The sequence below is a fragment of the Rhizobium sp. 2YAF20 genome, from assembly GCF_052114685.1.
Taxonomy (GTDB): domain Bacteria; phylum Pseudomonadota; class Alphaproteobacteria; order Rhizobiales; family Rhizobiaceae; genus Rhizobium.
The window spans coordinates 56,768-69,167 of record NZ_JBFRFF010000035.1 but is presented as its reverse complement, the minus strand read 5'-3'; the positions used below and the strand labels follow the sequence as shown (position 1 = coordinate 69,167).

Sequence of the window (12,400 nt, the reverse complement as noted above, 5' to 3'; positions counted from 1 at the left end):
ACGTGACCGCCAAAGTCTCTTTCAAAGACAGGTATCGCTACCCATCCGCCAAGCTCCGCCGCCCACGTTTCTCTTTCTTCTCTATATGCAATTGTCAAAGAACAGACCAGAAATCCCAGTCAAAAAACCACCAACGAGACAACCGCCTTCCAGCAATCACCCCAATCCCGCACCACAGTTTCTCAAGAAACCCTAGAGCGAAGGAAATCGTCGCCAGCAGCGCCGCCGCCCTCGTCAGTGATCGGGCTTATAGACCCTACCAAACGAACTAGTCAACAGAGCATTTTAAAAAAATAGCAGAATTCAGCAAGTCACTGATATTAAACGCTATTTTTTCCACAGTTGAACGACCGCCTTGCCGAAGGCTTGAGCGACATCCGGCGCCGCTCTTAAAAGCCCGGCTTTCCGCCCGCAGCGCTGCCTTGCACCTCAAGACAATGTAGGGCGGCTTCGCGAGAAGGCCACATCCCTGGCATTTAGCTTGTCGCAGCACCGGCTCATTGAGCTGTCATTGCCTGAATTGCCGCCGCAAATTTGACTCGCCCGTGCTAAATATGCACATCTCTCGCCCAGCCTTGCGTCATATATGAGGGAATCGGACCGGAATTGGCATGCTGACGGACAAGATGATGCTCCGATCGCTCGGCGATGAGCCGCCAATCCTGGCTGACGGCAGACGCGCGCCCGATCGGCGTGAAGTTTCGCTTCGCTGGCTCTCGGGCACGTTCCTGACCGGCATCACCTCGAGTGTGCTCATGGGGGTCGCTCTCTTTGCAGCACTCGACGGACGCCAGCAACTCGCCATACCGGCGGAAGCCTATGCCTCGGCGGATGCTGCCGCCAGCAGCGACAACGGCGACGCGACGGTCACCCGCGGCGGTCGCCTGGTACCGAACGCGGTTGCCGCAAAGCCCTCCGACCGGACGATCATGGAAGTCGCAACCGTGGTGCGCGACGGCGAGAAGGAGGTCGTTCGCCGGCAACCCTTCGCCCATGTGAAGATGGCGCTTGCAGCCAACCATGTCACTTCGGAGAACTATCCGACCTTCGACCCGTTGGCGATCTTCTCGGCCGACGATAATATCCCCGCAGCCGTCAATCATACCGGCGCGCTCTACGGCTCCGAAGTCGAGTCCGAGGTCAGCCTCAAGACAATTCCTTTTCCATCGAAAGACCAGCCCTTTCAGCTTGCCGGCTCGATGTCGCTCGACGAGGTGGAGGAGAACGTCCGCTCCAACGGTTCGATCCTCACCGACGGCAACACTCAGCTCTCTGCGCTCTATTATGTCGATCCGCGCCGGTTTGCCGCCGACGACAATGATGTCGATCTGACAGCCGGGCTTGCAGCCAAGATCGTTGAGGAGAACATGTCGGTCTCCGCACCGGAGCAGGTGACGTCGCAGATGCCGGAATATGCCGACGATATCATCCCGGTGCGCGAGCGGACCCAGATCGTCGCGGCACTCGTCAACTCAGGATATCCGAAGTCCGATGCCTCCGACATCGCCGACCGGATCGGGCCGCTGCTCGGCTCCTCGACGCTCGACAGCGGCGATGTGCTGCGGATCGGCATCATCCAGAAGGGCGAACACGCCAAAATCATCCGCGCCAGCGTCTATCGCGGCACGAAACATCTCCTGACCATCGCGCAGGACGACGCCGGCAATTTCGTTTCCGGATCTGAGCCGCCGAGCCTCGATGCGATCGCCACAGCCTTCGACAATGATGCGCCGCCGACGGCCGCCGGGCGTGACCTGCCCCGCGCCTATGACGGCATTTATCGCGCCGGACTTTCCTATGGCATGACAAAGGAAATGATCGCGCAGGTCGTCAGGCTGCTTGCCAGCAACGTCGATTTTCAGGCGCAGCTGAAGCCGACGGATTCGCTGGAGGCCTTCTACTCCGTGACTGACCAGAACGGCAAGGCCACGGCCGACAGCGAACTGCTCTACGTCAACGCACGCTTTGGCGACACGGTCACCCGCTTCTACCGCTTCGAGGATCCAGACGATCATTCGATCGATTATTTCGACGGGGACGGCAAGAGCATTCGCCTGTTCCTTTTGCGAAACCCGGTTCCGAACGGCGTCTTCACCTCGGGCTTCGGCATGCGCCGGCACCCGATCCTCGGTTTTGCCCGCATGCATACCGGCGTCGATTGGGCAGCCCCGCGCGGCACGCCGATTATCGCCGCCGGCAACGGCATCGTCGAGAAGGCCGGCTGGGATTCGGGCGGCTTCGGCAACCAGACCTTGATCCGCCATGCCAATGGCTACGTGTCCTCCTATAACCACCAGAGCGCGATCGCCAAGAACGTGATACCGGGCGCCAAAGTGGTGCAGGGCCAGGTGATCGGCTTCATCGGCTCGACGGGCCTTGCCAGCGGCACGCACCTTCATTACGAGCTGATCGTCAACGGCACCAAGGTCGATCCGCTGCGCATTCGCCTGCCGGGCGGCAAATCGCTGGACGGCGAAGCACTCGCCAAATTCGAGGAAGAGCGAACGCGGATCGACAGCCTGCTCAGCGACGAGAAATCCAAGCAGGTCGCCAGTCGGCAATAGTACAAATGGCGGCCCGAGAGCCGCCATGACGATTGCAGTCGATCTGATGCCTCAGGCCGCTTCGCTGACGGTATGACGTGGCCGGAACAGTAGGCGATCCGAACCGCTTATGACTTTTATGACGGTATTTTCCGGCACCTGGCCCGACAAAATCTGCTCGGCAAGCGGATCCTGCACGTATTTCTGGATCGCCCGCTTCAGCGGCCTTGCGCCGTAGACGGGATCGTAGCCCTTGTTGGCGAGCCAATCGCGGGCATCGTCGTCGAGCTCGAGCGTGATCTTGCGCTCCGATAAAAGGTCCACCAGCCGCTTGAGCTGGATATCGACGATCGCGCCCATCTCCTCCCGCTTCAGGCGGTGGAAGAGGATGATCTCGTCGACGCGATTGAGGAACTCCGGCCGGAAATGGCTGCGCACTTCGCCCATGACCAGTTCGCGAACCGCGTCGCTGTCATCGTTTTCGCCAAGCTTGGTCAGATAGTCCGCGCCAAGGTTCGACGTCATGATGATCATCGTGTTGCGGAAATCGACCGTGCGTCCCTGTCCGTCCGTCAAGCGTCCCTCATCCAGAACCTGGAGCAGAACGTTGAAGACATCGGGATGCGCCTTCTCGATCTCGTCGAACAATACGACCTGATAGGGCCGGCGGCGAACCGCTTCGGTCAGCGCTCCGCCTTCCTCATAGCCGACATAGCCAGGAGGTGCGCCGATCAACCGGGCAACGGAGTGCTTCTCCATGTATTCCGACATATCCATGCGAACCATTGCCGTGTCGTCGTCGAACAGGAACCGCGCAAGCGCCTTGGTAAGCTCCGTCTTGCCAACGCCGGTCGGCCCGAGGAAAATGAAAGAGCCGATCGGACGGTTGGGGTCCTGCAGGCCGGCGCGAGCGCGACGAACCGCGCGCGACACGGCCTGGACGGCATCGCCCTGACCGATGACCGATTTCGCCAGCTCGTCCTCCATCCGCAGCAGCTTCTCCTTCTGGCCCTCGAGCATCTTTTCGACAGGAATGCCGGTCCAGCGCGAGACGATATGGGCGATGTTGTCGGCGGTGACGACCTCTTGGACCATCGTGTCCCTTTGACCGTCCTGCGCCTCGGCTGCAGTCAGCTCCTTCTCAAGCTTCGGGATCACGCCATAGGTGAGTTCGCCGGCGCGCTGGAATTCTCCCTTGCGCTGGGCGATCGCCAGCTCGTTGCGAGCATCGTCGAGCTGCTTCTTCAGGTCTGCGGCCTGACCGAGCTTCTGCTTTTCCGCCTGCCAGCGGGCCGTCAAGGCATCGGCTTCCTCTTCGAGACCGGCAAGCTCAAGCTCCAGCCGCTCCAGCCGGTCGGCCGAGGCCTGATCGGTTTCCTTCTTCAAGGCTTCGCGCTCGATCTTCAACTGGATGACGCGACGATCGAGTTCGTCGAGCTCCTCCGGTTTGGAATCCACCTGCATGCGCAGGCGGGCCGCCGCCTCGTCCATCAGATCGATGGCCTTGTCAGGCAGGAAACGGTCGGTGATATAGCGGTTCGACAGGGTCGCCGCCGCAACCAGCGCGTTGTCGGCAATGCGCACCTTGTGATGCTGCTCGTATTTTTCCTTGAGACCGCGCAGGATCGAGATCGTATCCTCGACTGTCGGCTCATTGACGAGAACCGGCTGGAAACGCCGGGCAAGCGCCGGGTCTTTTTCGACATGCTTGCGATATTCGTCGAGGGTCGTAGCACCTACGCAGTGCAATTCGCCGCGCGCCAGCGCCGGCTTCAGGAGGTTGGACGCGTCCATCGCGCCATCGGCCTTGCCTGCGCCGACCAGCGTGTGCATCTCGTCGATGAACAGGATGATCTCGCCGTTTTCCGATTGCACCTCGTTGAGCACCGCCTTCAGCCGCTCCTCGAATTCGCCGCGAAACTTCGCGCCAGCAATTAGCGCGCCCATGTCGAGCGCCATGAGCTTCTTGTCTTTGAGAGATTCCGGCACGTCGCCATTGACGATGCGCAGCGCAAGGCCTTCGACGATCGCCGTCTTGCCGACGCCGGGCTCGCCGATCAGAACAGGGTTGTTCTTGGTGCGCCGGGAAAGAACCTGGATCGTCCGCCTGATTTCGTCGTCACGGCCAATCACCGGATCGAGCCTGCCTTCGCGGGCTTCCGCGGTGAGATCGCGCGCATATTTTTTCAGAGCCTCGAAGCCTTGTTCAGCGTTGGAGCTGTCGGCGGTACGGCCTTTGCGTATGTCGTTGATCACCTGGTTAAGCGCCACAGGCGTCACGCCGGCATTCTTCAGTGTCGTCGACGTAGACGCGCTCGTTTCCATCGCCAGGGCCTGCAACAGCCGCTCGACGGTGACGAAACTGTCTCCGGCCTTCTTTGCGGCCTCTTCCGCGGTCGAGAAGACCTTGGCGAGAGGCTGCGACAGATAGACCTGGCCATTGCCGCCGGTTACCTTGGGCATCTTGGCAAGGGCAGCATCATTGGCAAAACGTGCAGCCTTGGCGTCGCCGCCGGCACGCTCGATCAGCGAGGCCGCCATTCCCTGATCATCGTCGAGAAGTACCTTGAGCACATGCTCGGGTGCAAATTGCTGATGGCCCTGGGCCAGGGCATTGGTCTGGGCGGATTGCAGAAAGCCGCGAACCCGCTCCGAGTATTTTTCAATATCCATATTCATACCTCCACGGATCGTCCCGCCCATCATGGCGCGAAACGATGATTGAGATCGAGCCCCCTTTGAAAGGCAGGCCCCGTTGCCGCGCGTTTGCAATCAGCGGCGAAACAACATCAACGCAGGATATGGGTCACAATTCTAAATGTTTAAAGAGCGCGGACAACGAAAAAACCCCGGTAAGACCGGGGTTTTAGACGATCGTTAAATCCAAAGGCATTCGCCCTGGAGAAACCTATTCCGAAGCAACGTCGGCAAGCGCCGGCGAGCCGGGCTCCTGGCCTTCGCCAGCTGTGCCGCCGTCTTCGCCTTCAGCGGTCAGACGCGGTTGGCGACGTGGGCGGTTGGTCGCATTTCGGCGACGCGGCTGGCGAGGACTGGAGGCCGGTGTTTCCTCGCCGATTGCCACTTCTGCCGGGATGCCGTCGATGACGGGCTGCGGGCCGGTCCCGTCCATGACCTCGACAACAGGCGCGGGAGCAGCCGGTGCGACCGGATGATGCTGCTGTTGTTGCGGTTGCGGACGCTGCTGCTGGGGCCGCGGCTGCGGCGGGTTCCGGTAGGCGGGCTCTGACGACATGGGCTGTTCGTCCATATCGACGCCGTCCATATCGTCCATATCACGGTCGTTGCCATCGCGCTCGTTGCCGTCGCGATCACCGAATTCCGGACGGTCGTCACGTTGGAAGCGTTCCTGCATCTGCGCCTGAGCCGCAGCGATGATGCGGTAATAATGTTCGGCGTGCTGAAGATAGTTTTCCGCCATGACGCGGTCACCTGAACTGTGGGAGTCACGAGCAAGTGTCGAATATTTTTCGGCAATATGCTGCGCGGTTCCCCGGATTTTGACATCCGGACCGGAGCTGTCGTAGGTCCTGGTCAGCGGGTTGGAGCCCTTGCGGTTAAAATTGTTGTTATTGTTGTTGTTGTTATTGTTGCTGCTGCTTCCGCCGCTGCCGCCGCCGTTGCCACGCCCTCGACCGCGCTTGTTCTGCTGTCCTGGCCTCATAGATCCTTCACCTGAATTCTCTTGTTGTGATGAATTTGCGCGGCACCTGCCGCCGTGACCGGACAATGCCGCGCCAAGGCCTGCGTGCCGCAAGCAAACTGGGACTATGCCCGTCTGCCGCTACACTACGTCAGATTAACTGAATCACGCATTGGGTAATTTTCAACCTTCGACACTCTTTCAAGAGAGCGGACCCCGAGGCTTCCAAAGACAGAACGAATCTCCGCTCATCTTCGGCTGCCCAACGCGTGAAGGCAACCTATATTGCTTCCTCAGGAAATCCAAGCCTTTTCTTCGCTATGGCAACAAACCTCTAAATGCTGCTGCCGTTTGTCATTTTAGTCTTTGTGCTGGAACAACAGCGCCCTGTCGTTGTGGCCATAGTCTCGGGCAGCTTCGATGAGGGCAAAACCCTGTGCTTCGAAGAGTGCCGTCACTGCCACGCGCTGATCGTAGCCGATCTCCACACCGATGACACCGTCTTGATGCAGAAAACGACCCGCATCCACAGCGATTGCCCTGTACGCATCAAGGCCGTCATGTCCGCCGTCAAGAGCCGCTGGAGGATCGAACATCTTCACTTCTGGAGTGAGAGTTCCGATTACACTGGACTGTATATAGGGCGGATTTGAGACAATCACGTGAAACTGAGTATCGATCGCCGCAAACCAACTGCTCTGGACAGTCTTGAACCGGGTTGCCAGGCCGTTGCGCTCGGCATTTTCTTGCGCGGTCTCCAGCGCTTCAAGGGAGATATCGCTGCCTGTCCCGGTTGCGCTGGGGCATTCGCTCAATAGCGCCAGACAGATCGCCCCGGTGCCGGTGCCCAGATCCAATATCTGGATATTCCCGGCCGCAGATACAAGACGTCGCATATGCTCAAGCACGCTGTCGACCAGGATTTCCGTATCGGGCCGCGGCTCAAGCGTTGCCGGGGACAGCGAAAGCGGCAGTCCGTAGAACTCGCGTTCCCCAAGAATGCGATGAACGGGTTCGCGAAGGAGACGGCGTTCGATTGCCGCTTCAACGATCTCAGTTTTTGCCTCCTCGACGGCCTCGTCGGCGCGAGTGACAAGATCGGTCGGGGACAGTCCCAGCAATCCTGCTATCAAAACCCGGGCATCGGCGGCGGGATCATCGAGCCCGGCTCCTTCGAACCGGCCGCGCGCTTGCCGCAAAAGCTCGGCGATCGTCCGGCCTGCGCCGCTCATTGCTGCGAACCGAGCTGGGCCAATTGGCCAGCCTGATAATCTGCACGCAATGCATCGACCACCTCGTCGATGTCGCCTTCGATCATTTTGTCGAGCTTGTAGAGCGTGAGGTTGATGCGATGATCGGTGATCCGTCCTTGCGGGAAATTATAGGTCCGAATGCGCTCCGATCGATCACCGGAGCCGACCTGGCTCTTGCGATCAGCCGAGCGCTCATTGTCGGCGCGCTGGCGCTCCATGTCGAACAGGCGCGAGCGGAGAACCTGCATCGCCTTGGCGCGGTTCTGGTGCTGCGATTTTTCAGAGCTCGTGACGACAATGCCGGACGGCATATGCGTGATGCGCACCGCCGAATCCGTGGTGTTGACATGCTGGCCGCCCGCGCCGGACGACCGCATCGTGTCGATGCGGATGTCTTCCTGCCGGATCTCGATGTCGATTTCCTCCGCTTCGGGAAGAACGGCAACGGTTGCCGCCGACGTGTGGATGCGGCCGCTCGCCTCCGTGTCAGGAACGCGCTGAACACGATGGACGCCGGATTCGAATTTCAGCTTGGAGAACACACCCCTGCCGGTGATCGTTGCGATGATTTCCTTGTAGCCGCCAGCCTCGCCGTCGCTTGCCGACAGGATCTCGACCTTCCAGCCCTTTACAGAGGCATAGCGCTCGTACATGCGAAACAGATCGCCGGCAAACAGTGCCGCCTCGGAACCACCAGTACCGGCGCGAATTTCAAGGATCGCGCTCTTTTCGTCGGCCGCGTCCTTCGGCAACAGCAGGATCTGAATATCGGTCTCGAGCGTTTCGATGGTTTCTTTGACGCCCGGAAGTTCCATTTCGGCCAGATCGCGCATCTCGCGATCGACCGATTTGTCGGCAAGCATGACCTCGAGATCGGCCAATTCGGCAAGCGCCTTCTCATAGTCGCGGATCCTGGCGACCACCGGCTGCAGTTCCGAATATTCGGACGCCAGCTTGACATAGACGTCCGCTGCCGGCCCTGCGGACATACGCGCCTCGATCTCGCCGAAGCGGCGTTCGAGCTCGCGCATCTTTTCAACGGGAAGTGTTGCCACCCTTCACTCCAATTCTTCTTATTGTTTCCCGATTTTTATTGCTTCAAAGGGGAATATTGTGGCTCTCGGCAAAGCCGACAAGGATCTCGCGCATCGGTGTCGTCGCGTGCGTGTCGTCCAGCGCCTCTTCCATAACCTTGGAGAGCGCACCGACGTCGAGCCCGAGCAGCATCGCCTTGACCGGACCGATCGAGGCCGGTGACATCGAGACCGAACGAAACCCGATCCCCATCAGCGCCATCGAGGAGATCGTCTTGCCTGCGAGCTCGCCGCAAAGCGTGACCGGCGTCTTGTTGCGCTCACCCGCCCTGACGATATCGCGCAGGATGCGCAGGAAGGGCCGACCAAGCGCGTCGAAACGATCGGAGACGCGGGCATTGCCGCGGTCCACCGCCATCGAGAACTGAAAGAGGTCGTTCGACCCGACGGAGACGAAGTCCACCGCGTCCATCAGCTCGTCGAGCTGCCACAACAGCGCCGGCACCTCAAGCATCGCGCCGAACTGCAGCTTGCGCGGCAGCGCATGGCCGAAGCGCGACAGATGCTGCACTTCCTTTTGCAGCAGCTCACGTACCGCCTTGATCTCGGAGACTTCCGTGACCATCGGCACCATCAGCTTCAGGTCACCATCCGCTGCAGCCTTCAGCATGGCGCGCAGCTGCATGCGCAACAAGCCGGGCCGATCGAGCGACAAGCGGATGGCGCGCCAGCCGAGCKCGGGGTTTTCTTCCTCGTGACCGCGGAAATACGGCACCACCTTGTCGCCGCCGATATCGAGCGTGCGGAAGGTGACGGAACGTTTGCCCGCCTGCTTTATAACGCTACGATAGAAATTCTCCTGCTCTTCAGCCTTGGGCATGGTCGACGCGATCATGAACTGCAGCTCGGTGCGGAAAAGCCCGATACCCTCGGCGCCCGATTCTGCAAGCTGCGGCAGATCGACCAGAAGACCGGCATTCATCAAAAGCGAAATCCGCTGCCCGTCCTTGGTCACCGGCTCGACCGAGCGCAACGCCCGGAATTGCTCCTGACGCCTCGCGCGAAACCGGACCTTTTCCTCGTAGGACCGTTGATGATCGGCCATCGGCCGCAGGTGCACATGGCCCTCGTCGCCGTCGATGATGACGGAATCGCCGTTTTCCGCTAACGCCACCACGCCCGCCGCCTGGCCGACCACCGGAATTCCCATGGCTCTTGCGACGATGACGACATGGCTGGTGACTGCACCCTCTTCGAGGACGAGGCCCCGAATGTTGGCGCGGGGATAGTCGAGCAGCTCGGCAGCACCCATGGCGCGCGCAAAGATCACCGCATCGTTCGGGAAACCGTCGGCAGCCATTTTTGCGCTGTAGCCGGTCAATTGGCGCAGCAGCCGGTTTGCCAGATCCTCGAAATCATGCATCCGGTCGCGCAGATAGGGGTCCGTCAGCCGCATCATACGCGCCTTGGTATCGCTCTGGACTTTTTCGACAGCCGCCTCGGCCGTCAGCCCGTTGCGAACGGCCTCCTCCAGCTTGCGTACCCAGCCCTGGTCATGGGCAAACATGCGGTAGGTCTCGAGCACTTCGCGATGCTCGCCCTCCATCGACACGTCGCGGCGCGACAGCATGTCGTCGATCGAAATCCTGAGCGAACCGAGCGCGTCGGCCAACCGGCGGATTTCCTTCTCGGTATCCTCGTTCAGAAGATTGGTCACCACGATGCGCGGCTCGTGCAGCACGACGTAGCCGAGGCCGACGCCGTCATTATAGCTGTCGCCGTCGATGGTGACGGATCGGGTAAGGTCGAGTTCCAGGCCCGGCTTGGTCAGCTTCTTGAGTTCGCCGGTGGCGATCATCTCGGCAAGCACCATCGCCGTCGTTTCGAGCGCCTCGAGCTCTTCGTCGCGGTAGGTACGGCTTGCCTTGTTCTGCACGACGAGAACGCCGAGCGAGCGGCCGGCGCGAAGGATCGGCACGCCGAGGAAGGAATGGAAGATCTCTTCGCCCGTCTCCGGAAGGTAACGGAAGGCGGGATGGGACTGCGCGTCTGACAGATTGAGTGGTTGGGCCGAGGCGGCAATGGTCCCGACGAGACCTTGGCCCATCTTCAACTGGGCAAGGTGTACCGCGTCCTTGTTCAAGCCTTCGGTCGCATAGAGCTCGAGCACGCCGTCGGCTCGTAGCACGTATGTCGAGCACACCTCTGCCACCATGTTGCTGGCGATCTGGCGAACGATTCGGTCAAGGCGCTCCTGCGGCTCGAGTGGCTCCGCCATGAGTTCGCGCAGCCGCTTGAGCAGAACGCGTGGACCGCCGGATAGGTCTCTCATTGCGTCACTACTCCCGAAATCAACAAATCACGCTGGAGTGAGCAGCCCGAAACTATTGCCCGTTACGGTCTACATCGCCCGATGCTTATTCAACTCTTATCCAGACCGTAGCAGGAATGCAAAGTCCTGACTGCGAGTTCGGCGTAAGCACCGTCGATAAGAATGGAAATCTTGATTTCCGAGGTGGTGATTGCCTTGATGTTGATGCCTTTTTCAGCAAGTGCACGGAAAGCGCTCGCCGCAACGCCGGCGTGCGAACGCATGCCGATGCCGATGACCGAGACTTTCACCAGGCCCGATTCGCTCTGGATGACGTCAAAGCCGATTCTCTCCTTGTGCTCGGAGAGCACGCGAAGCGCCTTTTCGACGTCGCCCGAAGGCACGGTGAAGGTCATGTCGGTCTTCGAGCCGTCCTCGGAGATGTTCTGGACGATCATGTCGACATTGATGTGGTTTTCGGCGAGCGGCCCGAAGATCGCCGCGGAGACGCCAGGCCGGTCGGCCAGACGCCGCAGCGAGATCTGGGCTTCATCCTTGGCATAGGCGATGCCGGTGACTACTTCCTGTTCCACGATTTCTTCCTCGTCACAAATCAGCGTTCCGGGCGGGTTCAAGAGGTCACCCATGCCCGGAGCATCGGGGTCCTCGAATGATGAGCGCACGAAGGTGCGCACCTTGAAGACCATGGCAAGCTCGACAGAGCGCACCTGCAGCACCTTGGCGCCGAGAGATGCCATTTCAAGCATTTCCTCGAACGCGATCTTCTTCAAGCGGCGCGCCTTGGGCTCTATCCTTGGATCGGTCGTATAGACGCCGTCGACATCCGTATAGATGTCACAACGATCGGCCTTGACCGCTGCCGCAATCGCCACTGCCGACGTATCCGACCCACCGCGCCCAAGCGTCGAGATGCGATTGTCGGGCCCTAGCCCCTGGAAACCGGCAACGACGGCAACCTGCCCCTCGCCCATGCGGCGAACAATCTCGTCACCGTTGATCTCGAGAATGCGGGCAGCACCATGGGCATTGTCTGTCCTGATCGGGATCTGCCAGCCCTGCCAGGAGCGGGCATTGATGCCGAGATGCTGCAGGGCAATCGCAAGAAGCCCCGAGGTGACCTGCTCGCCCGAGGCGACAACCGAGTCATATTCGCGTGCATCGTGCATCGGCGAGGCGTCGCGCGTCCAGCTGACCAGCTCGTTTGTCTTGCCCGACATGGCGGAGACGACGACCGCGACCTCATGGCCGGCATCGACCTCGCGTTTCACATGGCGGGCGACGTTGCGAATACGGTCCATGTCTGCGACGGACGTGCCGCCGAATTTCATAACGATGCGTGCCATTAGCCTCTACCGGTATCCATGCTGGCTGCTTCTTGCGATCTCTTGCCGGTCGAAGCAGGCCAAAACCAGACCGCTCGGTCGGCGTACAACACCCGGAAAACCAAGGTTTCCCTGCAGACGGGATTGCCGCAAACCAAAACGCCAATTTGCGGCGTCTCTTAGCGAGTTTGTCTGAAGAGAGCAATGGGGATGCGGCGCTGGCGCATACGCAATGAGACAGGGGTAAGGACCTGG

General features: G+C 60.3%; 7 protein-coding genes. 1 reads left to right on the top strand and 6 read right to left on the bottom strand.

All coding sequences use genetic code 11. The features are described from left to right. The first annotated feature begins 611 nt into the window (after positions 1-611). Entirely contained in the window at positions 612-2,564 is a 1,953-nt protein-coding gene (locus tag AB4Z52_RS28235) for a M23 family metallopeptidase (protein WP_442221193.1), read from the top strand. 51 nt (positions 2,565-2,615) lie between these two features. On the opposite strand, the gene clpB is transcribed toward AB4Z52_RS28235, so the two are convergent. From clpB to AB4Z52_RS28205, 6 genes are all read right to left on the bottom strand, one after another. Then, entirely contained in the window at positions 2,616-5,216 is a 2,601-nt protein-coding gene (clpB, locus tag AB4Z52_RS28230) for an ATP-dependent chaperone ClpB (RefSeq protein ID WP_442221192.1), read from the bottom strand. A 235-nt stretch (positions 5,217-5,451) separates the two neighbouring features. Next, positions 5,452-6,225 carry a DUF4167 domain-containing protein gene (locus AB4Z52_RS28225; RefSeq protein ID WP_442221191.1) on the bottom strand — a complete coding sequence of 258 codons (774 nt, stop codon included), beginning with the start codon at positions 6,223-6,225 and terminating at the stop codon, positions 5,452-5,454. 338 nt (positions 6,226-6,563) lie between these two features. Then, positions 6,564-7,436 carry a peptide chain release factor N(5)-glutamine methyltransferase gene (gene prmC / locus AB4Z52_RS28220; protein ID WP_442221190.1) on the bottom strand — a complete coding sequence of 291 codons (873 nt, stop codon included), beginning with the start codon at positions 7,434-7,436 and terminating at the stop codon, positions 6,564-6,566. Then, on the bottom strand, positions 7,433-8,512 hold the full coding sequence (prfA, locus tag AB4Z52_RS28215) for a peptide chain release factor 1 (RefSeq protein ID WP_442221189.1): 1,080 nt from the start codon (positions 8,510-8,512) through the stop codon (positions 7,433-7,435). The genes prmC and prfA overlap by 4 nt, the downstream gene beginning before the upstream one ends. A gap of 43 nt (positions 8,513-8,555) precedes the next feature. Then, positions 8,556-10,823 (bottom strand): phosphoenolpyruvate--protein phosphotransferase, encoded by a 2,268-nt coding sequence (ptsP, locus tag AB4Z52_RS28210; RefSeq protein WP_442221188.1) that lies wholly within the window; start codon positions 10,821-10,823, stop codon positions 8,556-8,558. Between the two features lie 89 nt (positions 10,824-10,912). Then, entirely contained in the window at positions 10,913-12,166 is a 1,254-nt protein-coding gene (locus tag AB4Z52_RS28205; protein ID WP_442221187.1) for an aspartate kinase, read from the bottom strand. Positions 12,167-12,400: the final 234 nt, after the last annotated feature.

What these genes read in the sequence shown, in the direction of transcription:
- clpB (WP_442221192.1), bottom strand. Translation starts at nt 5,216, where the DNA reads ATGGATATTGAAAAATACTCGGAGCGGGTTCGCGGCTTTCTGCAATCC.
- AB4Z52_RS28205 (WP_442221187.1), bottom strand. Translation starts at nt 12,166, where the DNA reads ATGGCACGCATCGTTATGAAATTCGGCGGCACGTCCGTCGCAGACATG.
- prmC (WP_442221190.1), bottom strand. Translation starts at nt 7,436, where the DNA reads ATGAGCGGCGCAGGCCGGACGATCGCCGAGCTTTTGCGGCAAGCGCGC.
- AB4Z52_RS28235 (WP_442221193.1), top strand. Translation starts at nt 612, where the DNA reads ATGCTGACGGACAAGATGATGCTCCGATCGCTCGGCGATGAGCCGCCA.
- AB4Z52_RS28225 (WP_442221191.1), bottom strand. Translation starts at nt 6,225, where the DNA reads ATGAGGCCAGGACAGCAGAACAAGCGCGGTCGAGGGCGTGGCAACGGC.